The 25159-nt window shown below is 50.1% G+C and carries 26 protein-coding genes; 15 read left to right on the top strand and 11 right to left on the bottom strand.

Features of this window, described 5'->3' with window-relative positions; genetic code table 11:
• Window positions 1-82: 82 nt before the first annotated feature.
• Complete coding sequence (locus B5D63_RS16315) at window positions 83-544, top strand: SRPBCC family protein (protein WP_078669840.1); 462 nt, start codon at window positions 83-85, stop codon at window positions 542-544.
• A 3-nt stretch (window positions 545-547) separates the two neighbouring features.
• On the opposite strand, the gene B5D63_RS16320 is transcribed toward B5D63_RS16315, so the two are convergent.
• From B5D63_RS16320 to B5D63_RS16330, 3 genes are read right to left on the bottom strand one after another with little or no spacing between them, the layout of a single operon-like run.
• Entirely contained in the window at window positions 548-1087 is a 540-nt protein-coding gene (locus B5D63_RS16320; RefSeq protein ID WP_078669841.1) for a hypothetical protein, read from the bottom strand.
• 31 nt (window positions 1088-1118) lie between these two features.
• Window positions 1119-2126 (bottom strand): lipid A deacylase LpxR family protein, encoded by a 1008-nt coding sequence (locus B5D63_RS16325; RefSeq protein ID WP_078669842.1) that lies wholly within the window; start codon window positions 2124-2126, stop codon window positions 1119-1121.
• A gap of 33 nt (window positions 2127-2159) precedes the next feature.
• Complete coding sequence (locus B5D63_RS16330; RefSeq protein ID WP_078669843.1) at window positions 2160-3431, bottom strand: acetyl-CoA hydrolase/transferase family protein; 1272 nt, start codon at window positions 3429-3431, stop codon at window positions 2160-2162.
• 146 nt (window positions 3432-3577) lie between these two features.
• On the opposite strand from B5D63_RS16330, the gene B5D63_RS16335 reads away from it, so the two are divergent.
• The 7 genes from B5D63_RS16335 to B5D63_RS16365 all read left to right on the top strand — a co-directional run bounded on the left by B5D63_RS16335 (window position 3578) and on the right by B5D63_RS16365 (window position 7817).
• Window positions 3578-4078, top strand: coding sequence for a GNAT family N-acetyltransferase (locus B5D63_RS16335; RefSeq protein ID WP_078669844.1), 501 nt, complete (start codon window positions 3578-3580; stop codon window positions 4076-4078).
• Window positions 4079-4208: 130 nt separating this feature from the next.
• Window positions 4209-4688, top strand: coding sequence for an RNA polymerase sigma factor (locus B5D63_RS16340; protein ID WP_143312942.1), 480 nt, complete (start codon window positions 4209-4211; stop codon window positions 4686-4688).
• On the top strand, window positions 4679-5155 hold the full coding sequence (locus tag B5D63_RS16345; RefSeq protein ID WP_078669846.1) for a hypothetical protein: 477 nt from the start codon (window positions 4679-4681) through the stop codon (window positions 5153-5155). The genes B5D63_RS16340 and B5D63_RS16345 overlap by 10 nt, the downstream gene beginning before the upstream one ends.
• A 127-nt stretch (window positions 5156-5282) precedes the next feature.
• On the top strand, window positions 5283-5774 hold the full coding sequence (locus B5D63_RS16350) for a hypothetical protein (RefSeq protein WP_078669847.1): 492 nt from the start codon (window positions 5283-5285) through the stop codon (window positions 5772-5774).
• Between the two features lie 131 nt (window positions 5775-5905).
• Window positions 5906-6397: a lipocalin family protein gene (locus tag B5D63_RS16355; RefSeq protein ID WP_159456047.1), complete on the top strand. Its 492-nt coding sequence runs from the start codon at window positions 5906-5908 to the stop codon at window positions 6395-6397.
• Between the two features lie 116 nt (window positions 6398-6513).
• Window positions 6514-7263, top strand: a complete 750-nt coding sequence (locus B5D63_RS16360) for a metal-dependent hydrolase (protein ID WP_159456048.1) — start codon at window positions 6514-6516, stop codon at window positions 7261-7263.
• A gap of 35 nt (window positions 7264-7298) precedes the next feature.
• A complete protein-coding gene (locus tag B5D63_RS16365) occupies window positions 7299-7817 on the top strand; it encodes a GNAT family N-acetyltransferase (protein ID WP_078669850.1) in 519 nt (172 codons plus the stop codon).
• Here the strand turns inward: B5D63_RS16365 and B5D63_RS16370 are convergent, their stop codons facing one another.
• The 3 genes from B5D63_RS16370 to ispG all read right to left on the bottom strand — a co-directional run bounded on the left by B5D63_RS16370 (window position 7818) and on the right by ispG (window position 11210).
• Complete coding sequence (locus tag B5D63_RS16370) at window positions 7818-8711, bottom strand: LysR substrate-binding domain-containing protein (protein ID WP_078669851.1); 894 nt, start codon at window positions 8709-8711, stop codon at window positions 7818-7820.
• A gap of 116 nt (window positions 8712-8827) precedes the next feature.
• The gene (locus B5D63_RS16375; protein ID WP_078669852.1) at window positions 8828-9169 is read right to left on the bottom strand and encodes a hypothetical protein; all 342 of its coding nucleotides are present in this window, start codon (window positions 9167-9169) and stop codon (window positions 8828-8830) included.
• Between the two features lie 79 nt (window positions 9170-9248).
• Window positions 9249-11210: a (E)-4-hydroxy-3-methylbut-2-enyl-diphosphate synthase gene (gene ispG, locus B5D63_RS16380; protein ID WP_078669853.1), complete on the bottom strand. Its 1962-nt coding sequence runs from the start codon at window positions 11208-11210 to the stop codon at window positions 9249-9251.
• Between the two features lie 127 nt (window positions 11211-11337).
• On the opposite strand from ispG, the gene B5D63_RS16385 reads away from it, so the two are divergent.
• A complete protein-coding gene (locus B5D63_RS16385) occupies window positions 11338-12201 on the top strand; it encodes a helix-turn-helix domain-containing protein (RefSeq protein ID WP_078669854.1) in 864 nt (287 codons plus the stop codon).
• A 515-nt stretch (window positions 12202-12716) separates the two neighbouring features.
• On the opposite strand, the gene B5D63_RS16390 is transcribed toward B5D63_RS16385, so the two are convergent.
• The 4 genes from B5D63_RS16390 to kbl all read right to left on the bottom strand — a co-directional run bounded on the left by B5D63_RS16390 (window position 12717) and on the right by kbl (window position 16816).
• Window positions 12717-13475 (bottom strand): tetratricopeptide repeat protein, encoded by a 759-nt coding sequence (locus B5D63_RS16390; protein WP_159456049.1) that lies wholly within the window; start codon window positions 13473-13475, stop codon window positions 12717-12719.
• A gap of 45 nt (window positions 13476-13520) precedes the next feature.
• Window positions 13521-14543, bottom strand: a complete 1023-nt coding sequence (locus B5D63_RS16395; protein ID WP_078669855.1) for a VWA domain-containing protein — start codon at window positions 14541-14543, stop codon at window positions 13521-13523.
• Window positions 14544-14660: 117 nt separating this feature from the next.
• On the bottom strand, window positions 14661-15464 hold the full coding sequence (blaOXA, locus tag B5D63_RS16400; protein ID WP_078669856.1) for a class D beta-lactamase: 804 nt from the start codon (window positions 15462-15464) through the stop codon (window positions 14661-14663).
• A 164-nt stretch (window positions 15465-15628) separates the two neighbouring features.
• Complete coding sequence (gene kbl, locus B5D63_RS16405; protein ID WP_078669857.1) at window positions 15629-16816, bottom strand: glycine C-acetyltransferase; 1188 nt, start codon at window positions 16814-16816, stop codon at window positions 15629-15631.
• A gap of 384 nt (window positions 16817-17200) precedes the next feature.
• On the opposite strand from kbl, the gene B5D63_RS16410 reads away from it, so the two are divergent.
• The 6 genes from B5D63_RS16410 (at window position 17201) to B5D63_RS16435 (ending at window position 23960) form a co-directional block, all read left to right on the top strand.
• A complete protein-coding gene (locus tag B5D63_RS16410; protein ID WP_078669858.1) occupies window positions 17201-17686 on the top strand; it encodes an RNA polymerase sigma factor in 486 nt (161 codons plus the stop codon).
• Window positions 17687-17725: 39 nt separating this feature from the next.
• Window positions 17726-18835, top strand: a complete 1110-nt coding sequence (locus B5D63_RS16415; protein WP_078669859.1) for a hypothetical protein — start codon at window positions 17726-17728, stop codon at window positions 18833-18835.
• 2 nt (window positions 18836-18837) lie between these two features.
• Window positions 18838-19803 (top strand): outer membrane beta-barrel protein, encoded by a 966-nt coding sequence (locus B5D63_RS16420; RefSeq protein ID WP_078669860.1) that lies wholly within the window; start codon window positions 18838-18840, stop codon window positions 19801-19803.
• A 28-nt stretch (window positions 19804-19831) separates the two neighbouring features.
• Window positions 19832-20164: a hypothetical protein gene (locus B5D63_RS16425; protein ID WP_143312944.1), complete on the top strand. Its 333-nt coding sequence runs from the start codon at window positions 19832-19834 to the stop codon at window positions 20162-20164.
• Between the two features lie 169 nt (window positions 20165-20333).
• Window positions 20334-23276, top strand: coding sequence for a M16 family metallopeptidase (locus tag B5D63_RS16430; protein WP_078669862.1), 2943 nt, complete (start codon window positions 20334-20336; stop codon window positions 23274-23276).
• Between the two features lie 120 nt (window positions 23277-23396).
• Window positions 23397-23960, top strand: coding sequence for a L,D-transpeptidase family protein (locus tag B5D63_RS16435; protein WP_159456050.1), 564 nt, complete (start codon window positions 23397-23399; stop codon window positions 23958-23960).
• A 184-nt stretch (window positions 23961-24144) separates the two neighbouring features.
• Here the strand turns inward: B5D63_RS16435 and B5D63_RS16440 are convergent, their stop codons facing one another.
• Entirely contained in the window at window positions 24145-25089 is a 945-nt protein-coding gene (locus B5D63_RS16440) for an alpha/beta hydrolase (RefSeq protein WP_078669864.1), read from the bottom strand.
• Window positions 25090-25159 lie beyond the last annotated feature (70 nt).

The following is a 25159-nucleotide window of genomic DNA, read 5'->3' on the forward strand; positions in this document are numbered from 1 at the left end:
GCAAACTTACGAAAACGGCGGAAAGCTTCGCTTTTCTTTTGACCTCGGGTCGGGATGGGCATCAATGGCGTATCTTTAGGCTATGGCCAGTGTCTTTCTATTGCAACGTACCCAGTTTATACCCGCGCCATTGCAACAGGCGTGGGACTTCTTTTCCAATCCCAACAACCTGGCGAAGATCACGCCGCCCTATATGCGTTTCACGGTTACTTCCCCGCCGGATGACAGGAAGGTGTATCCCGGGCAGGTGATCACCTATACCGTTTGCCCGCTGATGGGCATTCCGCTGGAATGGATGACGGAAATTGTACATGTGCGGGACGGAGCATATTTCGTGGACGAGCAACGCGTAGGCCCTTACCGGCTTTGGCACCATCAGCACCATTTCAGGGAAGTGCCGGGAGGAGTGGAGATGACAGACACGATCCATTACCGCCTGCCACTGGGATGGCTGGGCCGCCTGGCGCATACTCTGTTTGTGCGGCGCCAGCTGGAAAACCTCTTCGCTTACCGGTACCGGGTAGTACAGGAGTACTTCGGATAAACGTTATTCTTTGATGGTCAGGGTCGTCGAAAGCTGATCGCCGGTATACACTTTAATGCTGGTCCTGCCGGTTTTGGGAATACTGCCTACCCACAGCGGTGTGGTACTGTAAGAATTTTTCTCCGCCTGGGCGGTGGCTACAAAATGCATCTCCGCATTGTTGGTCAGGTTGTCCGTAGTGGCGGACGCCAGCTGTATCTGCGTGCCGTAATAAGTGGAAGGCATGGTAGCGGCAACGACCACCTGTGTACCAAAATCGGGACGGTCAATTTTGTTGTTCATAGTTTTGGCCACGCCAAACAAGCTGTCGAAGGCGGCGGGATTGTCGATCAGCCAGAAAGTGAGGCTGTCTTTTACCTGGATACTGTTTTTGACAAAGTAGCCGTTCAGCGGCTGTACATCGAGACTGCCGCCGCTGTCGGCCTGTATGTTCAGGGCGGTGTCATTGGCAACGGCGCCATCGGCGGCGTTGTTACGGGTAGCGCCTCCACAGGAGGCCAGCAACAGAAGAATGGCTGCGGAAAAAGACAGACGGCTGTTCATGTGATTTTCTTTTTTAGATAAGATAACAGCATTACGGGAAATAGGTTGCCTTCGAGAGGGGAATTAACAAGGTAATATTACCGACGGAGTGTTTGCCGGTACCGCTCATCCAGGCGGTGGCCGTCTGCTGGGTATAGCAGATGGTCGTACGGCCGATGCCGATGCCAACGCCGTAGTCCATCCCGATGGTGAAGCGGCGCATGTACGATGTCTGCTGGTCGGTCAGCTCTTCGAAATTGGTATCGGTGGACCGGAAGATGCCGCCCTGCAGCAGTGCGTTGAACAGGTTGATGGCAAATTGTGGCCGGGCGAAGATATACAGCTGGAACTTCCGCCGGGTGGCGGCATCCAGGTCCGTTCCCCCGAAATAGGGGTTGATGAGGCCATACCTGCCATAGAGGGACGCGCCTAAGGAAGTCATCATAGTGCCGGCGTGAATGCCGATTTCCCTCGTTATTTCAAGACTTTTGACCGGATTCCATAACATGGCCTCAAAGGAAAAGTAATAGTTCAGCAGGGGCGCGTTGGGGACCTGGTTGCCCCAGCCTTCCGGTTCCTGGTAGTGAATCAGCCGGTGAAAGAGGCGCTGGGTCTGTTCGGCACCGGCCCATGGTCCCAGTACGCCAAACACGAGTTCGGAATGGAAGGCGTACTTTTTGACCGGGTTGTAGGAGGTCAGTCCATGGGTGGCGAACAGGGCGCCGGCGTAGTAAAAGTCATTCGGATGAAAGGAGGTGTCTGCAATCTGATTGGGCGTGATCATGACCTGCATGAGTTGCCACTCGAAAACATTGATGGCGGAGGGCCCTGCTTTGGGAAAGATCCACTTGTCAAGGAAAGTGGATTTTTTCTTCTTCATATATACGTACCCGATAGCGGTACCGTTGCTGTAGCCCCGGTCTGTTCCCCTTCCCCATACATTAAAGAAGTCGTCATCTTCGTATATACGTAGTTGTCTGGTGGCATTCTGGGTGATCTGTGCCTGTGCGATAGTCAGCGTGCCGAGACAAATGAATATTCCCCATAAAAAGACTTTCATAGGCCCTCCTTTTAATCTGACAGTTATCTGTAGCTAAAACACTTTGAATATTTCAAAGGCGTCTTTCTGCAATTGCTCCCGGTGATCAGGGTGTGCTATGTTGATAAGCGCCTGTGCGCGTTGTTTCAGGTTTTTTCCGAGCAGGTGTGCGATCCCGTATTCTGTCACCACATAATGCACGTGGGCGCGGGTGGTAACAACGCTGGCGCCGGGTTGCAGGCGGGAAGCGATGCGGGAGATACCTTTGGCCGTCACGGATGGAATGGCAATGATCGGCTTACCGCCGGCAGAGAGTGCTGCGCCGCGCATGAAATCCATCTGGCCGCCTACGCCGCTGTACTGCCGGAATCCGATGGAATCGGCGCATACCTGACCAAAGATATCGATTTCTATGGCACTATTGATAGCGGTTACCCTTGGGTTTTTACGTATAGTCGTGGGGTTATTGACGTATTCCACGTCCATCAGGCGGATGATAAGATTGTTATCCATAAAGTCATACAGGCGGCGGCTGCCCATGGCAAAGCTGGATACCATGAGGCCGGGGTGGATGGCTTTGTAGCGGTTGTTGATAACGCCTTTTTCCACCAGGTCGATGATGCCGTCGGAAAACATTTCCGTGTGGATGCCGAGGTCCTTATGGCTGTGCAGGCATTGCAGTACGGCGTTGGGGATACCGCCGATACCCATCTGCAGGGTGGCGCGGTCTTCTATCAGGGAAGCCACATGCTCGCCGATGGCCAGTTCTGTTGGGCTGGGCGGGCGTACAGCCTGTGCATAAATGGGGTAGTCGGTGGCTACGGCAGCCGTGATGCGGGATATATGGATCACGCCGTCGCCCAGCACACGGGGCATATTGGGGTTGACTTCGGCTATGATAATACGGGCAGTATCGATGGCGGCTTTGGACACGTCGCAGGATACGCCGAGGGTACAATAGCCGTTCCTGTCAGGCGGAGACACGGTGATGAGCGCCACATCGATCGCGGGCTCCAGGGTGCGGAAGTAGCGGGGCACTTCACTGAGAAACATGGGGATATAGTTGGCCCTTCCTTCGTTGACGGCCTGACGGATATTTTTACCGACAAAGAAAGTATCGATCTCAAAAGCGTGGGCATGTTCCGGGGAAGCATAGGGGGCGTCCCATTCGGTATGGATACTTACCAGCCGGACATTTTTAAGCTCATGACTGCGGAGGGACATGGCTTTTACCAGCTCCCGCGGAGTGGCGGCAGCGGTGTGGATAAAAACGGTTTGGCCGGAGTGGATCTGTTGTATGGCATCCTGGATAGTGGTGTAAGACATTCTCGTTGGTGTTGTTTGAGCAAATTTATCGAGCGTTTAATAGATTATTTATGAGTAATATCATGTTGTATTTTTATATGCTGTTATTTATCCAACAACCGGCCCTGTTTATTTGTTGGATAACCTGACACCAGAGCAGAAAACAAATGGACACACTCGTTTACGAAATGGCTATCCCGGCGGATGCAGCGGCTATCCGCGATCTATCGCTGTTAAGTTACGGCGAGTATGCGGCCGTTATGGAGCCGGAGTATTGGCGTGCCATGCATAAGAACCAGTCGGATATGGATAATCTGACGGCGCTGATGGAGCAGGCAGGGACTTTCGTGTGCCGGTCGGGCGAACGGCTGGTAGGCGTGGTGTTCCTGGTGCCTTCCGGCCAGGCTACCGCTATTTATCCGGCAGACTGGGCATATATCCGCCGTTTGGGGGTAGATCCCGCTTTCCGCCGCATGGGCATTGGCCGCCGGCTGATGGAGCTGGCCATCGAAGAGGCGCGGCGTTCGGGTGAAAAAATACTGGGCCTGCATACCAGCACGATGATGCCCGCGGCCCGGAGAATGTATGATGAACTGGGCTTTTCGCTGATGAAGGAGCTGCAGCCTATCCTGGGGCAGCAATACTGGCTGTATAAGATGGCCCTTTAAAAAAAATTGTCCATTTCAGCTTTTGATGTGAATAACTCGCTGCGGGCTTAACGTACATATTTCTTAAATTAGCAAGCTTAAATGTAAGCACAACTGTTTGCGGAGAGATCTGACACATATAAGTGAGCAAATGCTTATAGAACGACTGACGTTAGGTGATCCCGCGGCAAAAGAGTTGTTATATGACCGATACGCCGGGGCACTGTATGGAGTTGTCTTGCAATTGGTGCCTATAAAAGATAGAGCCAATGATGTTATCGTAAAGGTTTTTGCGTGGGCGTTCCATCATATCAATGCGTTCCACTCTTCAGGCTTCCGCACTTTATTTGCCTGGTTATTACGTAAAACGAGGGAACTGGCCATCAAGGAAGCCATCCCGGAAACGGCGCTCACGGGGATTGAGCTGATGAAGAAAGAAGAAGGTATCCTGCAACAGTTCTATATCATATTACCGGCTTCAGAACAGCAGGTGTTCCGGCTGAGTTATTTTAAAGGATTATCGATCACAACTATAGCCCGTATGCTGGCCATACCAGAAGGGCAGGTAAATGAAATACTGGGGGAAGCAATGAAAGCCTTCCGAAAATTCTTGAAAGAACATTGGAACTAAAATTTTATATCGAAAGTGGCATCATCGAATCTTATGTGCTGGGCCTTGCTTCGGAAACGGAAGTAGAGGAGTTGGAACACATGAGAAAACTGTTTCCTGAACTGGACACAGAGGTGGAACTGGCGGAACGCCGGCTGGAGAAAGCCTGCTTCGACGAAGCGGTACTGCCGCCTGTGGAAATACGGGAACGGGTACTCCAGAAAGTACGCTGGGAATACGCCGGCGCCCAGGCAGATGCCCAGTCAAACTATACGTTTATTAATATCCAGCCTAAAGACGGAAGCCATATCTCGGTACATCGCTGGTGGAAAATATTCTTCATCATTATTTTTATCCTATCTAAGATCTTTCTCTTTTTTGCCATCTTTTATTACCTGAAATACCGTCAGGAAAAGGAAAAACAGGACGAAGTTCCTGCCGCCACAGTGCTTACACATGAGCGAAAAGCAAATATTTTTTATATATAATATAACCTGTGGCAAGCCGTTATTTAAATTATTTTCTCAATTTTACAATCCAACCGGCCGTCCCGGTTCGTAGATATTTTGTTTATCAATCATGTTTGATGGGTATGCGGTTTTTTAAATCATTGCTTTGGACTTAAAAAACTATATCGACAGTGGAGTAATTGAACGTTATTTACTCGGCCTTGCCACACCTGAGCAGGAAAGGGAGCTAACGTACATGAGAAGGCTGCATCCTATACTCGAACAGGAAATCGCCGCGGCTGAACTGCGCATCGAAAACAATATCATGGCAGAAGCTGTGCCGCCGCCCGTCCAGCTGAAGGACAAAATTATGGGAGACGCCCGGCGCCATAAGCACCGGGAATACTACTTCAAACATTCCGGCGACGCCGATGGGCAACAGCCGCCACAAGACCCCGTTTATATCAATATCAGGCCCGGATGGAACCGCCAGATCACCGTCAGCATCTGGTGGCGCTGCGCATTCCTGGCCCTCTGTGTATTGACCATGTCGCTGGCGGCCAGCACCTGGTATCTCTACAAGCGGACCAATCAGCTGGAAGATGTATTGATCCGGCTCAAAACCCCGGCAGAAGCCCTTTTGCCGGCCGGCCGCTGACCTTTCGTATATTCATTTGGTACGTTTCTTGTAAATGCTGAACTTGCCGCAGTATTCAGGCTGTTTTAAACCTTATGGTAGTACAGCTGTTGAATGCAGAGAAGGCATTAAAACATACAAATTATTATTCCATGAAAAATTTATCATTCGCAGCATTGTTTTTGGCTCTGGTCGCAATCCTGGGTACTTCCTGCTCTCCCAAACAGGGCGTAACTACCAACATTAACAAAGGCGCTGTAAAAGGCAACTGGGTACTGACGGATATCCGTTATGAAGGTATTCCCGAAAACGCCAAAGTAACCGTTTTTGACGAGGCCAATGCTAAATGCTTCATCGGCAGCCAATGGGTATTGCCGGACAATAATGCAAATGGTTCCTATACATTGTCCTCCACTGCAGACGGCTGCAGCCCTGCATCGCAGAAAATTGTCTGGACACTCAGCAAACAGGGAAATATCACCATGTTCGGTTTCAAAAAACTGTACTCCGGCGTAAAAGCCAAAAACGTAGCAGACGGCTACCTGATGGAATGTACTGAAGCCGGCAGCTCCATGACCTGGAGAGCCAATGTTAATTTTGAAGGTAAAACAGCCTCCATCATCTACACTTTACAGCGGAAATAATTTTTATCGTTTTATACGAAAGACATCCTGCCCGGTCACCTCCGGGCAGGATTTTTCATTTATCGGTGTTCATAGATAATAGTATATTTAGATAAGGTTAAAAAAGCCAGATGAATATGAGCACGCAGCATTCCAATATCAAGTTTCTTGGCCATGCCAGTTTTCAGCTTACAACACCGGAAGGCCATATCATTCTCGTAGACCCCTGGTTTACCGGTAACCCGGCGCTGCCCGCCGATTACACCATCCCGGAACAAATTGACCTGATCCTGATCACCCACGGCCACAGGGACCACATGGACAGTAAAATCATTGACCTGATCCGGTCCCATTCCCCTAAAGTGATCGCCAATCCTATCGTCCGGCTGTTCCTGCAGGAGCAGGGCGTACCGGAACATGTTTTTGAACAGATGAATGCCGGCGGCACCGTCTCCATCCTGCAAACGAAAGTCACCATGACCAACGCCTTCCACTTTGCACAGGTATGGCTCCCGGATGGAAAAATCGGGTATACCCACGCAGCCAACGGCTTTATCGTCTGGATGAGCGACGACGTCTCTGTTTATTATTCAGGAGATACTTCCGTTTTTGGCGATATGGCCCTGCTGGGAGAGATCTACGAACCTGATATCGCGATCCTGCCTATCGGCGACCGGTTTACCATGGGGCCACTCGAAGCGGCATTCGCTATCCGCCTGCTGAAAGTAAAACATGTGATTCCCTGTCATTACGGTACCATGCCCGCGCTCACGGGCACGCCTCAACGACTGAAAGAGCTGACGCAGGACCAGGAAAGGCTGCAGATCCATGCCATGAAAGCTGGTGAAGAACTCGATACGTCTCAACTACAGCTGCATAAACCGTAGCTGTTCCCTGATATTTTTTCTTTAATCATCCGTATATGTTACCCCTGACCACATCCCGTTTACTGGTATGCCCCTGCCGGCTGCCGCTGATCACAGCGATCTATCTGCAGGACCCGCAGGCCGTCACGCTGCTGAATGCCGACATTCCGCCCGATTGGCCTATGTCTGAACTAAAAGAGCTGCTACCACACCTGATTGAACAACTACAGCACGATCCCAAATCATTCCCCTGGTTATTATGGGCGATCGTGTCCGCAACAAACAAAACCGTATTGGGAAACATCGGCTTTAAAGGCCGCCCCGACGAAAACGGGATGGTGGAAATAGGCTACTCCCTGCTGCCACCGCACCGTAAACAGGGCTATATGCAGGAAGCTGCCGCCGCATTAATTGCCTGGGCCTTTCAGCAGCCATTCGTAAAAAGTATCGAAGCGGAATGTGCTGTGGATAATATCGCTTCCGGAAAGGTGTTGCAACGCCTCGGCATGCGGCAAACCGGCATGCAGGACAACATGCTTCGCTGGCAACTGCTGGAAAAAGATTTTCTGTTATAATCAGGGTGTCATGTGCTGGCGGGCAAACTTGATGAAAAGCTGCGCCAGCTTATCCTGCAGCCCCTGCAGGTAGGTAAAGTGCAGCTTCCTGATCAGCTTGAAGTTTTTGATGGGAAGCACTACAAACTCGCCGGCTTCCACTTCCCGCTGTACGGCCTGCAGGGAGATAAACGCTGCGCAGGAAGAATGGTGCACATAGGATTTGATGCTCTCCGTGCTGCCCATATACATGGCTACGTTCAGGTCTGTAATTTTCAGCTTCAGCCGCTTCAGCTCATCGGTGATCACCTCCAGCGTACCGGAACCGTGTTCCCGCATGAGCAGGGGAATGCTCCGCAGCTCGTTGGCAGTAAGCGGCTCGCCGCTGCCATAGGCATGTTTGGGGTTCCCGATGAGCACAATTTCATCGCGGGCAAACTCTACATATTTTAGCAGGGGATTTTTGGAACTGCCTTCTATGATACCCAGTAAAATACTTTTTTCGAAAAGCGCCTGTTCTATCTGCTCTGTATTACCGTTGGTAAGCGAGGTTTTTACGTCCGGGTAACGCTGGTTGAATTTGGCCAGCAACGGAGGAATGAGGTATTGTGCGATGGTAGTGCTGGCGCCGATGGCGAGCAGGCCGCCCTGCGTGTGTTTCAGCTGGTTAATTTCATACTCCAGGTTGCGGTAGTCCGTGAAAATAATTTCGGCGTGATGCATCACCAGCTGGCCTGCACGGGTAAGCTTGATACGGTTGCCGATTCTTTCAAACAGGGCCAAGCCCAATTGCTGCTCCAGCTCATGAATATGTTTGGTGACAGCTGGCTGTGAAATATATAGTTCTTCTGCGGCCTTGGTGAAACTGAGCCTCTTCGCAACGGTATGAAATACTCTGAGTCTGAAATCGAACATGCAATAAAAATAAGGTTTTTTAGAGGGCAGTGGTTGGTTGTCAGGGCTAAAGGTAAAAAAATAAGGATTAAACCGCCGGAGGCAGCTTAATCCTTATGGGAAAAGATGTTTATGGATCAGGCTTTTTTCTTTCCTGCGCTGGCATTGTTTGATTTATAGCGCATATCAGGAGTACCGTCTTTCTTTTTGGGCCCTGCTGTTTCGGAGGTGCCTTTGTTTTCTTTGAAACGCTTGTCAGGAGCCCCGCTCTTGGTAACGTGCGCTGTTTTTGCTGCCGGTGAAGCCTGGGCGGCAGGTTGACCAGCATCCTTCTTAACGGAGGCCGCTTCTTTCCTGGCTGCCTTTTGCTCCGTTTTCACTTTGGTTTTAGCTTCTTTTTGGGTGGTGGCAGGAGCCTGGGCCATGGCGACAGTTAAGCCCATGAACATTGCCAGAACGCCGGTAAGCAACTTTTTCATAAGAAATGTTTTACCAAAAATTAAGCTTTTTATAGATGATAGAACATGCCCGCCCTTATTTTTAAGCTACATTTAATAATTAGTTTTTCTCCACCCACATGCCGTTTTCACGGATCAGGCTGATCAGCTCATCTACTGCTACGTCGCTGTTCAGGCCACGTTTTACCACCTCTTTGCCTCTGTACAGGGTAATTTTTCCAACACCACTGCCCACATAGCCGAAGTCGGCGTCTGCCATTTCCCCGGGGCCGTTCACGATACAGCCCATGATAGCGATTTTCACGCCTTTCAGATGATGGGTGACCGCCCTGATGCGCGCGGTGGTTTCCTGCAGGTCAAACAGGGTCCGGCCGCAGGAGGGGCAGGAGATGTATTCTGTTTTGGAGATACGGGTACGGGTAGCCTGGAGGATACCAAAAGCAATATTGTTGAGCAGGGCTGCCTGTGCCTGGTCCTGGTTGGTCAGCCAGAGGCCGTCGCCGAAGCCATCCAGCAGGAGGGCGCCGGCTTCCGTGGCATGATGGATCAGGTGCTCGTCTGCGGTGGCCTGCGGACTAACGCTGTGGATGATCACCGGTACCGTCAGCTGTTGGGCTGTCAGCAGGATGAAGAACCTTCTGATGCTGGCCATGGCGTTGCTGCCGGTAGCATGAACGGCCAGGATGACGGCGCTGGCGGCAACGGGTTGTGCCAGTTGTTTCAGCAGGTCGCTGATATCTGTGGTGTCCAGGTCGTCTGCATTAACGGCCACGAAGTTCTTTTTACCGGTTTGTCCGGCTGCCACGGCGTCCAGGTAGGCGCGGGTGCCGAAGTAGGGTACATAGGCGGCTTTGTCGGCCAGCGTCTGCCAATGACCGGCGTCTACTACCACCTGCAATGTACCGGGCAGGGCAAAGGAGGGCACCTGCGTGCCGGTATAAATATAGTCGGCGGCGGCATCGGCGATGTTCCATTTATCGGAGGGTTCATCGTACGTATAGCCGATCGCGTTAAGGTCGGAGGGTTGTATCGTGGCCGGATTACGGTAGTCAGCCACTACTACGGGCACCTGTTTGTCGCCGGTATTGTCTACGGCGATGCTCTCCCTGCGTTTGTAGGAGAACGGGGAGTAGGGAAGTGCGTCCAGCGGCCGGGCGGTAGCTGGTTTTTCCGTACGGGCGCCGCTGTAGCGTTTTACGATGTCGCGGCATACGGGCAGCTCAAACTCAGGATCTTCTGTAAGGGAAACCCGGATGGTGTCGCCCACACCGTCTTCCAGCAGGGTACCGATACCGATGGCTGATTTAATACGGCCGTCTTCGCCGTCGCCGGCTTCTGTAACACCGAGGTGCAGCGGGTAGCAGTGGCCCAGCTCCTGGTGCATGGTTTGCACCAGCAGGCGGTAGGCCTGTACCATTACCTGCGGGTTGCTGGCCTTCATACTCAGCACAATGTTACGGTACTGCAGGTCTTCCGCGATACGCAGGAATTCCATGGCGCTTTCCACCATGCCCATGGGCGTGTCGCCGTAGCGGCTCATGATACGGTCGCTGAGGGAGCCGTGGTTGGTGCCAATGCGCATGGCAGTGCCGTATTCCTTGCAAATGCTCACCAGTGGCGTGAAACGTTCCCGGATACGGTCTATTTCTTCCAGGTATTCGGCATCGGTATATTCGATGGTTTCAAACTTCTTTTTATCGATATAGTTACCGGGGTTGATCCTTACTTTTTCCACGATGCGGGCCGCAATTTCGGCTGCATTGGGGGTAAAGTGTATATCTGCTACCAGCGGTGTGTGGTAACCCTGGCGACGAAGTTCGTTTTTGATGTGCAACAGGTTTTCCGCTTCCTTTTTGCTGGGAGCGGTGATGCGTACCAGTTCTGCCCCCGCCTCGATGCACCGGATGGCCTGGGCTACGGTGCCGGCGGTGTCCATGGTGTCGGTGGTGGTCATGGTCTGGATACGGATAGGTTGGAAGTTGCCAATGAGAAGATCACCTACCTTTACTTCCAGTGTGGCCAGTCGCTTGTATTCTGTTAATGAGTTGCAATAAAGCTGCATACGTTTTTGTTTTCTGCAGGTGCAAAGTTAATAAACCTGAGGGGCAATTAGCCCACACCTTAAAGCTACATTAAATTCCACGAACGGTGCCGCCAAAGAGGGCCATTCGTTTAAATTTGAGCTACTTATGTCGAATAATAAAAGTCTGGACATCCCCTATCAGGAATGGCCGCTGAAATCACAGTTCAACATCGCCCCGCTGGGGATGGCTGCGACGGATTTCACCCACCAGCCGCACCGGCATCACCATTTTCAGATCCTGTGGTTTACCAAAGCCAAAGGCCGGCATATGGTCGATTTTGTGTGGTATGAAATGGAAGACAATATGTTATTCCTGCTGAGGCCCGGACAGGTGCATCAGCTGGACTGTGAGCGGGAAGGTCATGTGATCTTTTTCACCGAACGCTTTTATTTTGCCAATAAACACGACAAAGAAACCCTGTACGATTTTTCCAACCTTTTCGACAACTGGCATGGCTACGGCCCGATCCTTATCGGCGAAAACACGGCCCCGTCATTATTGGGGCTGGTAGACCTGATGAGCCGGGAACACCGCTCTCCGGGCGCCAACGGTCGCAGTATCGTCAAACATTATCTCAATGCCTTCCTGTTGCTGGCAGAAAGAGAGAAAAAACGCAACGCTACCGATACCATGCGGCCGCTCCATCACGATTCCCGCGTGGTACAGCTCCGTCGCCTGCTGGAAAAACACTACACCCGCGAACATCAGGTGGCCTTTTATGCCAATGCTTTTGCCCTGACACCCAAGCGGTTAAATGAAATCACGAAAGAAACTACCGGCCGTACCGTCACGGAACTGCTGCATGACCGCATTATCCTGGAAGCCAAACGGAACCTGGCCTTCAGCCACAAGAGCGTAAAAGAAATCTGCTATGAGCTTGGGTTTGAAGATCCTGCCTATTTCAGCCGGTTTTTTAAAAACAACGCCGGTATCTCTCCCCAGGACTTCCGGGACATAATGTTCAAATAGTCCAAGTCAATAGCTGAATTGTCCTAGTAGATTGTCCCGTCTGCACTTAGTTTTGCGTATTGAATTGTTTTTTGCCCGCTGACGTTGAACCGGAAATCATGCAAGGATGCTAAAATGTTAACTGTGCTGTAAGTCTTCCCGTCACCCACGCAAGTCAGGGGACCGGATGGGCGGGAAGCCCTCTGGTCGATGCCAGCGATAAAACAAAAATATCAGCAGCCGTGAAAACGCACTGCCTAAAAATATGTGTGTTTTAAAGTTCGGGGAGGTGTTTGCCGGAAATGTAAGATGAATACAAGACCATTAGGCTGGCAAATAGGTAAAGAGTAACCAGTCAGGCGGCGAACATCTTCCCCTTACCTTATTACTGGCAAAGAGTACTGTTACCATGCGTAACTGTTGTAGGTTTAGGTAAAATGGCCGGAATAATCATGTTCCGGTTTTTTTATGATAAAAAATCCGGCAGTATCATTGATGCTGCCGGATTTTTGCTGTTTACTGCGTATATAGAAAGATTACCAGTCTTTTTCCACAGGCACCGGTTGCCCTTTCATTTTCTTGGCTTTGTCCTGCAGTTTCTTTTCTTCCTGGGATAATGCCTGTAACAGCCTTTCAGCTTCCTGTTTATTCATTTTGCTGGGCTGTGGCTCTGGTTTCTGCTGGTCCTGCTGGTCTTTGTCTTTGTTCTGATCTTTGTTCTGATCTTTGTTTTTGTCTTTGTCCTGCTGGTCTTTATGCTGGTCTTTTTTGTCTTTATCCTGCTGGTCCTTGTTCTGGTCCTTATTCTGGTCTTTGTTCTTGTCCTTGTTCTTGTCTTTGTTTTTATCCTTATTGTCTTTATTGTCTTTGTTGTCCTGCTGTTGTTTTTTCAGCATAGCCTGCGCGTAAGCGAGGTTATAGCGGGCATCTTCATCGGCGGGATTGATTTTCAGGGCCTGCTTGTAGGATTTAATGCTTTCTTCCCACTTTTTGGCCTCCATAAAAGTGTTGCCGATGTTGTAATCCGCCTCCGCTTTCATCCGGCTGTTATCGGCTGTTTTCAGGCTGTTGGCATATTGGGTACGGGCGTCGTCATATCTTTTTTGCTGATAGAGGGAGTTGCCCAGGTTATAGCTGCCTACGGCTGATTGTGCATTTTGTTCGAGGGCTTTTTTATAGTTGGCCTCTGCGTCGCTGAACAGCTGCTTCTGATACAGTTCATTGCCTTTGCGGATAAACTTGTTGGTGCCGTTCTGCGCCAGCGTGGTAAAGCCGGTAAGCAGTAATGCAGCCATAAAGCAACCCTGTTTTATAAAAGTAATGTTCATGATCTGTTGGAATTAAGCTACGGTAGTTTCCCGGGGCTCGCGCGGGAGGCGTACTTCCGGTATGAAAAATTCAATCAGCAGTAACGCCAGGCAGATGCCCAGGAAATATTGAAAATAGCTGTTATAGTCTGTGAATACATTTTCGCCGAATTCTTTCTGCTCCATGCTGTCGATCTTGCTGACCAGTGTATTCACCACATCGTCTGTATTGTTGTCCAGGTGTTGATAGATGCCTTTTCCTGCTGCGGCGATTCCTTTGAGCTCATTTTCATTGAGTTTGGAAATCACGGTATTACCTTCCCTGTCTTTTTTATAGCCGCCTGTTTCCGGGTCCGGAAGCGGGGAGCCGGCCACGGAACCGATACCGATGGTATTGGTAACCACGCCGTTATCGAAAGCGGTCCGGGTTTTTTGCAAGGCTGTTTCGTCATGGTCTTCCCCGTCGGAGATGACTACCAGCGCTTTATGTTTACGTTCTTTTTTGTTGAAGGCTTCGTCGGACACCTGGATGGCTTGCCCGATGGCGGTGCCCTGTGTGGGGATCATCTCCGGGGAGACGGTGCTCAGGTACATTTTGGCGGCGGAATAATCGATGGTGAGCGGCATCTGGAGGTACGCATTGCCGGCAAACACCACAAGGCCAACGCGGTCGTTGTCCAGTTTGTCCATCAGCTTGCTGATAAGCTGCTTGGCGCGGGTGAGCCTGTCGGGCTGGATGTCGTTGGCCAGCATACTTTTACTCACATCGAGCGCTATCACCACGTCCACGCCTTTCCGGGTGATTTTCTCCATGCGGCTGCCCTTTTGCAGGTTGGCAAGTCCCAGTACTCCGAAGAAAAAGGCCAGAAAAATCAGAAGGAATTTGAATACAAACAGTTTACGGGAATAACCGGCGAACAGTTTTTCCACGAGGGCTGGGTCGCCGATACGGCGTATGGAGCGGCGTTTCCACCAGGATACCCCCAGGAAAGCCAGCTGCAATACCAGTAACAACGTCAGTGCCCATAAATATTCACTATGCTGAAAACGTAACATATGCAGTTTTAAGATCGCTTGCGGTTGGCAAGATCTCAAAAATAATTTTTTTGTCACGTATTACAAGAGCGGAAAGAGGGGTTTAGGTTTTTTTTAACCAAATACCCCTCATTAGTATTACATTTCTCCTTTGAAATAGCCGGCCTCGGTGAGGATATTCCGGAGAATCGCCATCCGGTTTTTGACCATCTCAAAGTTGGGGTCTTCTGTTTCTATATTCAGGACAAAGAAGGAGGGGTGCCTGTTTTCTTCCACCCAGCCTACGATCCAGCCAATTTGTTTGGCGCCGGTGGTGCCCCAGCCGGTTTTATAGGAAAGTTCGTATTTAGGGGTTTTCTCCATCAGCATTACGTCACGCACCATTTGCATATTGGTTTTGGCGAAGGGCAACTGGTCGAAATACAGTTTTTTAACAAAGCCCAGTTCTTCGTCTGCGGAAATCTGTAAGGAGTTGTCCAGCCAGAAAGTATCCACACGGCTCATTTTCATGTTGCCGTATTTAACGGAGTCCAGCCATTGCTGCATATTGGTTTTGCCAATGCGGCGGGCTACTTCCTGGAAGTAAGGAACAGCAGATACTTTAAACGCCTGCTGCATGCTCAGGTCCTGGTTCCATGCCGGGTATTTGCGGGTAACGCCGTCCCAGGGGATGACCATGCCGGTGTCGGTGATCACACCGGTCTGCAGGCCCACCAGTGAATTGAAGATCTTGAAGGTGGAAGCCGGCAGGAAACGTTCTTTGGCGCGGTCCAGGTTATACACCTTGAATGTACCCTGTGCGTTGTTGAATAACATAAAAGTGCCTTCCACCTTGTATTCGGTGAAATATTTCTCCCAGCCTTTTTCCTCCTTAACATTGTTCGGTGCGCAGGCGGCCATGAAAAGGCACAGTGCTAATAACATCCAGCCAAATCGTTTCATCAGTATTAAGATTTAGTAAATAATCAGGTGCGAAATTACGAATTACGGATTATGAATTACGAATTAGGGGTCCGATTGTATAAAAGACACCTTACGATATTTAAAATATTGTAAAACAGTCAATTATAAAACCGGACCCCTGATTTGCAATTCGTGGTCTCTGATTATTTAATCACGCCCAGTTCCTTACCTACTTTGGTGAAGGCGGCGATAGCTTTATCGAGATGTGCCTGTTCGTGGGCGGCACTAAGCTGCACACGGATACGGGCCTGGCCTTTGGCTACTACCGGGAAGAAGAAGCCGATCACGTAGATGCCTTCCGCCAGCAGTTTCTCCGCCATTTGCTGGCTTAGCACGGCGTCGTACAGCATCACCGGTACAATCGGGTGATCGCCGGGTTTGATATCGAAGCCGGCGGCTGTCATTTTTGTGCGGAAATACCGGGTATTGTATTCCAGTTTGTCGCGCAGTTCGGTGGTTTCGCTCAGCATATCGAGTACGGCGATAGAAGCGCCTACGATGCTGGGTGCCACAGAGTTGGAGAACAGGTATGGACGGCTGCGCTGGCGCAGGATGTCGATCACTTCTTTCGGACCGCTGGTGAAGCCGCCGGAAGCGCCGCCCAGCGCTTTACCCAGGGTACCGGTGATAATGTCTACCCGGCCCATAACGTTGCAGTATTCGTGGGTGCCACGGCCTGTTTTACCAAGAAAACCGGAAGAATGGCTTTCGTCGGACATCACGATGGCGTCGTACTTGTCCGCCAGGTCGCAGATCTTGTCCAGCTGGGCGATAGTACCATCCATGCTGAAAGAACCGTCTGTTACGATAATACGGCTGCGGCAGTCCTGGGCCTCTTTCAGTTTGGCTTCCAGGTCAGCCATATCGTTATGTTCATAACGGAAACGTTTGGCTTTGCACAAACGCACACCGTCGATGATAGAAGCGTGGTTCAGGGCGTCGGAAATAATGGCGTCCTGTTCGCCGAACAGTGGCTCAAATACGCCACCATTGGCGTCGAAAGCGGCTACGTACAGGATGGTATCTTCCGTGCCAAGGAATTTGGAAATTTTTTCTTCCAGCTCCCGGTGGATGTCCTGGGTGCCACAGATGAAGCGGACGCTGCTCATACCGTAACCATGTGTGTCGATCGCGTCTTTCGCCGCTTTCACCACCGCAGGATGAGAGGACAGCCCCAGATAGTTATTGGCGCAAAAATTTATGACCGTCTTACCGCCAACCTGTATTTCAGCTCCCTGCTCGGATGTAATGATACGCTCTCTCTTATACAGACCGGCTTTGTTGATTTCCTCCAGTTCTTCCCGTAAGCGGGATGTAAACTTCTTATTCATAGTAAGTACAATATTTAATTATAACGCTTTTGCAAAGTTACAGGCAATAAAAGTATTACGAATCTCTGTCGCATCCACAGTTAACGGCGAGGAGGGTAAAAAGTTTGACTAAGGTGTAACATTTAACGGCAGCACTCCGTCATAATACTATCACGATTAAAGATGCCATGTAGTGGAAAACTGTGAATTTGACCTGAGAAAGAAAGATACAAAAATAATGTGCTGGATAATAGGTTGATGATCAGTTTTATATAAACTGTTCCTGCTGTGCAAACCGGAAAAAGCGGTGTGGGCTGATTATTTAGGTGTGGGTAAGCGGATAGTGACCATGATAGGTATTAAAGTAAAAGTCGGAACTTAGCACTAAAATCCCGCACCACCGGAATGACGGAAAAGGAGTACAATAAATGTGTGGATCTGTATTCGGACAATATATTCCGCTTTATTATTAAAAACCTGGACCACGCGGAAGATGCCAGGGACGTAGTACAGAACGCATTCGAAATATTGTGGAAGCACTGCCAGGACGTGCCTTTTGAAAAGGCAAAATCGTACCTGTTTACAGTGGCGTACCATAATATGATCGATCATGTACGTAAGACAAAGCGGGTGACGCTGGTAGACGAGTTCAAGGACGAAATGAAAGTGGCAGATCATAAGATCAATAATGCCAAAGAGGTGATTGCCAAGGCGTTGGCTAATCTGAGTGAGGTACAAAGATCACTGGTTTTGCTGAAAGATTATGAAGGTTACAGCTATGAGGAAATAGGCGAAATCATGCAGCTCAACCCCTCCCAGGTAAAGGTTTACCTCCATCGGGCCAGGATACATTTAAAAAATTATCTTGTAAAGATGGAAAACGTGATATAAATATTTATAATTGTTAATAGGTTAATAACAAACAATTTCTTGGCTGTAGAGATCGACATATCGAATTACGAATCTTACCTGCTCAGTTATGTGGACAACGAACTGAACGACGCGGAGCAAGCCGCGCTGGAACAGTTTCTGCAACAACATCCTCATATACGGGCGGAGTTGGAACTGCTGAAAGGCGCCTGTGTGGTGCCGGACGAACAGGTCGTATTTGAGCAGAAAGCAGCCTTGTACCGTCAGTCTCCCGCCGCCTCCGCCGATGCCTATGAATCGATGATGCTGAGCTATGTGGACGGAGAACTGCCTGCCGAAGAAACGGCGCGCCTGAAATCCTGGCTGAAGGAGCATCCGGAAGCGCAGAAGGAAATGGCGCTGCTGCAGGTAGTGAAACTGGAGCCGGATACCACGGTTGTATTCGCCAACAAAGCCAGCCTGTACCGCACCTCCCGTAAGACTATCAGCATGACGCCTTACTGGTGGGGCGCCACCGCCGCTGCTGTACTGACAGGGCTGCTGATCTGGTTGTTGCCCCCCGGTGACCGCCATAACCGTCAGCCTATCGCCGGCACAGTGACGAAGGAAGCAATGGCCCCGCCCGCTGCTCAACCGGAAACGACAACGGTTCCTGCTCCGGCACCGGAGAAAACGGGAACACCCGCTGCCTTCCCTGCAGAAGCGCCCCGTCCGGAAGTAGCGCATATGCCAGCCGGCCGCACCGCCTCCCGTAAAAAGGAAACAGCTCCGGCAAAAGTTACCCCGGTTACACCTGCCCCTCAACAACCGCAAAATAATAACACCGTAGCGTCAACGACTGTAGCCGCCGCCGATGTACCGGTCATTTCCACGCTGCCTTCTCCGCGTAATACGTCGGATGAAGTGGTGGAAAAACACCTGCAGCAAAACACAACGCTGGCGGCAGCTGCTCCGGCAGATAATACCCCGGCTGCAGGTCCCGCTAAGGAAACTGTTATCGCAGCCAATATGCCGGCCATGCCTGCCAAGGCATCCAGCCCTGTGGCGGCCGCTCCGGCCCCTGCTGCCGTGAAAGGGGAGCTGATCCTGTCTGTCAGCGGAAGTGACAGCCGCATCCTGGACAAGGTCACCAACGTCGCTAAATTTTTCTCCCGTAAAAGGAATAAATAATTATGAAGCATAAAGTTTTACTCTGTTTAATATTGGTATTGTGTATGGGATGGGCGCAGGGGCAAAACGTTGACACCAGCCATCAGGCCAATATTGCTGCAACACCTGCGGCCGCTCCGGTTCCGGACACCTTCTGGATAAAAGGGCTGATCCTGATCAAAGGGAAGAACGAAAAAGGACGCAATACCTATAAAGTATACAGCGATACCGCCTATGCACGGGCCCGGCTGAAGAAAAACCTGCACACAAGATGGTTTGTCTTCGATATCGGATTTAATAATTACATCGACAGAAGCGAATACGGCGGTGCCAGCTACATCGCTTATTATCCCAATACCAGCGGCTTCTATAACGGCGCCATGCCCGCTGCCAGGGCCTATGACTACTCTGCGGTCGGACTCTCCACCTTTGCACCCAGGGAAGGAAGCGAACCATTAACACCGGCAGAATTTAAACTTGTCACCGGAAAATCGATCAATTTTAATATCTGGTTATTTCAACAACGGCTTAATATAACAAAACACAAACTTAACTTGTTATATGCTTTGGGATTGGAAATGAACAATTTCAGGTATGCCCGGAATATTACTTACCAGCCGGGTTATGCCACGAGAATAATCAGGGATACAGTAGAATTTTCAAAAAATAAGCTGTTTGCTGAATATATCTCCATCCCGGTGATGCTAAACTTTAATTCTAACCCGGCCCGCCCTAATCGCGCGTTTCAGGCGAGTTTTGGCGTCTCTGGAGGTTACCTGATCAAATCCAGGACCAAACAGATTAGTGAGGAGAGAGGAAAAGTGAGGAAGACCGATGATTTCAACCTTAACAAATGGCGTTTCGGACTTACCAGCGAATTGGGCTACGGCCCGGTGAAGCTGTACGGTAACTTCGCCCTTACGCCTTTGCATGACTACGGTTTGCAGCAGTATCCGTTTTCTGTTGGGTTGCGGTTAAACGGTTTCTAAATTTTTTGACCTGACCAAAATTCTATCTATGCGTTCTTTTGTCGCCCTGCTGGCGTGCATTGGTTGTATTGCGTGGGTGCATTCCTGTGATAAACGTCTACTAGGTGTGAATGTATCGGGAATTTCCGGCGCAGACCGGCAGCTCCCCGTAGATGTTCCTTCTTTCAGCAACATTCCCGTAGCCGCTCCGCAGAAAGCCGTGACCGCTTCCGTAAAGCGGACGCCCGCCGTTCATAAACCGGCCACACGAGCAACGACAGCCAAAAAGCACTATGCTGCCGTCGTTCAGGCGGATTCCCTGTGGAACAGCCTCGTGCTGGGAAAGCGGGCCGCCTTCTTGATGAATAACTTAACTCCCTGATAACCAAATGAATAATTAGATTTGTTGCCTTGTTGCCCCTGCCGGTTTTCAATCGGTTGAAGCTTGTCTTGTGTTACCACTCATAGAATTATCCGCTGCCAAACTGCTGTAATTTTTCCCCTTCCGTTATATTTGGAGACTATTTTCAAACCAACCTTAACAGATTTCTATGAAACTGCGTAAACTCGCTGTATCGCTGTTGCTGTTTGCAGGGAGCCTGCCAACAGCCTTCGCTCAGGGTAAATTTCAGTGGAAAGACGCTACTTCCGGCGGTTACTCCTACCGGTATGTAACAGACGACCCCATGAAAGCCCGCTTCTACACGCTGAAAAACGGGCTGACCGTTATTTTGAGCGTTAACAAAAAAGAGCCCAGAATCCAAACCCTGATCGGTACCCGTGCGGGTAGTAACAACGACCCAAAGGACCACACCGGCCTGGCCCACTACCTGGAACACCTGCTCTTTAAAGGTACCCAACAGTATGGCTCACTCGACTGGGCAAAGGAAAAACCCTATATCGACCAGATCGAGAACCTGTACGACAAATACAATAAAACAACAGACCCTGCCGCCCGCAAAACAGTCTATCACCAGATCGATAGCGTATCCGGCATCGCCGCCAAATATGCGATTGCCAACGAATACGATAAGATGATGACCGGCATGGGCGCCCAGGGTACCAACGCACATACCTGGGTGGAAGAAACCATCTATGAGGAAGATATCCCCTCCAATGCGGTCGATAAATACCTGACCGTACAGGCAGAAAGATTCCGCACCCCTGTATTCCGCCTCTTCCACACCGAACTGGAAGCAGTATATGAAGAGAAAAACCGCGGTCTGGACAACGACGGCCGTAAAGTATATGAAACCATGCTGGCGGCCCTGTTCCCTACGCATAACTATGGCCAGCAATCCACCATTGGTACGGTAGAACACCTGAAAAACCCCAATCTGAAGGTTATCCGGGATTTCTACAATACATGGTATGTGCCTAATAATATGGCCATCGTAATGGCAGGTGACTTTGATCCGGACTATGTGATCAAAACCATCGACCAACAGTTCGGTTACATGAAGGCAAAACCGGTAAAAGAATATAAACCCGCTCCGGAAGCACCTTTCAAAGCTCCTGTCGTGAAAGAAGTGCTGGGCCCGGATGCAGAAAGCATCGACCTGGCTTTCCGTCTGCCCGGTGCGCTCGACACCCAGTCCAGTCTGATCCTCGGCGTACTTTCCAGCATTCTGCAGAACGGTAAAGCCGGCCTGCTGGACCTGAACCTCAACAAACAACAGAAAGCCCTGAGCGCCGGTGCACAGGTGCTGGGACTGAAAGATTACTCCGTACTGGTGCTGTCCGGTAAAGCCAAACAAGGCCAGACCCTGGACGACGTAAAAAACCTGCTGCTGGGACAACTCGACATCCTGAAGAAAGGAGCGTTCGATGAATCACTGGTAAAAGCCATCGTCAACAACTCCAAACTGGCTGAACTGCAAGGCCTGGAAAGCAACAACAACCGCGCTACTTCCATCATGGACGCTTTCATTAAAAGCCGTGGCGCCAACTGGGCGCATGATGTGTCTTATGTAGATGATATGGGTAAAGTCACCAAAAAGCAGATCGTAGACTACGCCAATAAATATCTTGCTAACAACTACGTGGCTGTGTACAAACGCAAAGGTGAGGATAAAAACATCGAGAAAGTGGAGAAACCGGCGATCACACCGGTGGAAGTAAACCGTGAAGCACAATCCCCTTTCCTGCAGAAAGTAGCTGCCATCCCGGCTACCCCGGTGAAACCGCAATGGCTGGATTATGAAAAAGATATCCAGACCGCGCCGGTAGGCAATACAAACATGATGTACGTGCAGAACAAGGACAATGGCCTGTTCCGTTTGTACTACCGTTTTGACATGGGCTCCTGGAATAACAAGAAACTGGCCCTGGCTGCGCAGTACCTGCAATTCCTCGGTACGGACAAGTACACTTCTGAACAGATCAGCAAAGAGTTTTACAATATCGCGTGCAACTTCAGCGTAGGTACTTCCACAGAAAATACTACCATCACCATTACCGGATTACAGGAAAATTTCGACAAAGCAGTTTCCCTGTTTGAACACATACTGACCAGCTGCAAGCCCAACGAAGAGGCGCTGGCGGCACTGAAAGGCCGGTTGCAGAAATCCCGCGCAGATGCCAAACTGAACAAGTCTGCCATCATGAAAGGGGTGATTAATTACGCTATGTATGGCGCCAACAATCCGTTCAACAATCAGTTGAGCCAGGCAGATCTCGATGGTATTACCGCTGCAGAACTGACAGGCCTGCTGCATGAACTGCCTTCTTACAAACACACTATCATTTATTATGGTCCTCAATCGCTGGCTGCTGCTGCTGCAAACGTACAGAAACTGCACACACTGCCTGCAAGCTTTAAGGAAGCGCCCGCTGCCGTGAAGTTCAGCAAAACTACACAGTCAGCCAACCAGGTACTGTTTGCCGATTACGATATGGTGCAGACAGAAGTGAACTGGGTGGGCAATGAAGCGGTGTATGATCCGGCCAATACCGGCATTATTTCCCTGTTCAATAACTACTTCGGCGGTGGCATGGGCTCTATCGTATTCCAGACCATCCGCGAATCCAAAGCACTGGCTTACTCTACCTACGCGATGTTTATTTCTCCTGATAAAAAAGGAGAGCGCTATTCCCAGATTGCTTACGTAGGCAGCCAGGCGGATAAAATGAACGAGGCTATCAAAGGCATGAATGAACTGCTGAATGATATTCCCCGTTCAGATAAACTGCTGGAAACCGCCAAGGAGTCTATGAAGCAGGATATTGAAACAGAACGCATCACCAATGATGGTATCATCTTCAGTTACCTGGCCGCGCAGAAACTGGGCCTTAATACAGACATCCGCAAACAGGTATATGAGTCGATTGATAAAATGAATTTCGATGATGTGAAGAAATTCCATGATACCAACATCGCACACAAACCTTATACATACTGTGTGGTGGCTTCCGGAAAGAAAGTCAGCATAGACGATCTGAAAAAAATCGGTGAAGTGAAAACACTTTCTCTCGAAGATATCTTTGGTTATTAATATTACATAGAAAGAATGCCAGCGCAGCATACAGCCTGTTTGTATGCTGCGCTTTTTTATTTTACTGCAATAAATAATTATCCTGTGGCGTTATCAGGATTATTTAATCACCCTATGAAAATGTACCGAATTTACGGATACGCAGTGCTGCTATTGCTGATGCCGTTGTCCGGATTTGTTGGGAGCAGCGCTGATCTGTACAGTGTACGGCTGACTCCCGGCAATATCAATCCGGACAAGATTTTCCTGCTGGTAGACAAAAGTGATTACCGGATGTATCTGTATGAAGATGTAACACTGCGCAAAATTTACAAAGTGGTTTTTGGCAACAAGGACCAGAGTGACAAGCTGGTGGAAGGCGATCGCAAAACACCGGAAGGTACCTTTCGTATTCAGACCAAACGCATGGACAACCGATGGAGCCGTTTTATGTTGCTGGATTACCCGAATGAAGATTCAAAACAAAAATTTTTGCAGCGGCAGAGCGAGGGCAGTTTGTCGCAGGGAGCCAGTATGGGCGGCGGTATTGGGATACATGGCGTGGAGTATGGCGCTGGTATCCGCGACAATTACGTGGATAGCCGCATCAACTGGACGTTGGGTTGTGTGAGTATGAAGAATGGAGACGTGAACGAATTATATGAAATTGTTAAAGTAGGCACACCGGTGGTGATACGCCGTTAAAAAGGAAAGGTTTTTGTGGAGGGTAGCAGGTGTTTTCCAATGGCAGCATAAGTAGGTAATTTTATACTGCAACCATTGTGTATTGCATCTAGTGGTACAGGTTCAATACTGTACCATGACTCCAATATATACGGCGGGTCAGATCCTGTGAAGAGCGCGCTCCACTCGGATGGTGCGCGCTTTTTTATTGCGCCATAAAGGCCTTTACCAACTGCTTCCATACGGCGCCGTCTTTCTGGCAGAAGGACTGATGCCCGGCGTCTTTAAAAATATGCAGCTGTTTTTTTGAGGTCGCCAGTTGGCGGAACACCCGCTGTGTTTCATCGGGCGTAACCCGGATGTCCTGCTGGCCCCAGCAGTAAAGCACCGGCACGTTTATCTGCCGGGCGTAATCCTGAGGGTTATGACTGAAGCCCCAGAAACCCAGTTCCAATCCGCCCCAGAAAGTAAGCAGCTGGGAAAATGGCGTGGCAGGCAGGTGTACGGCGCGCATGCGGCTTTTTACCGCATCGAGGAGGGTGGCGAACGGGGATTCGAGGATAATTTTCTGCGGTGTGAGGTGATATTCCGGCACTGCTTTCATAATGGCCGCCGCGCCCATGCTCATGCCCCAGAGGGAGACGGGCCTGTCGGATCGGGACCTGGCATAATCCCACGCCAGCTTCACGTCTTCTGCTTCTTTATAGCCAATGGTACAGGCGGTGCCGTCACTGTTGCCATGGCCCCGGAAATCTATCAGGAAAGTATTGTATCCCAGCTGACGGAACCAGTAGGCTTCCGGCAGGTGCGAACCTTTATTGCCGCCATAGCCGTGGAAAAGGATGACGGTGCCTTTGGCCTGTGGCACCGGCATCCACCAGCCTTCCAGGTGCAATCCGCTGGCGGTGAGGAGCTGCACGGTATCATAAGGGATGCTGGGTCTTGCGCTGGTAATGGATTTGGAGAGCCGCACGCCGAAGAAGATGATGTTGAGTTTTTCCCCGATGTTCATTTCCTCCGGCCGTTTGTTCCGGTGACGGTTGTTTTCGGAGAAATGGGTGAATTTATAGGCATGGAAGGCCGTGATGCAGTTAAACACCAGCATGAAGAACAGCAGGGTATAAAGGGCTCTTTTGAAGAAACGCCGCATGGGATTTACGGATTTTTGATTTATAAAATTTAAATGCAGCGAAGATCACACTATATCATGTGATCTCCGC

Origin of the sequence: Chitinophaga eiseniae (assembly GCF_900167135.1) — a bacterium.
Classification (GTDB): Bacteria; Bacteroidota; Bacteroidia; order Chitinophagales; family Chitinophagaceae; genus Chitinophaga; species Chitinophaga eiseniae.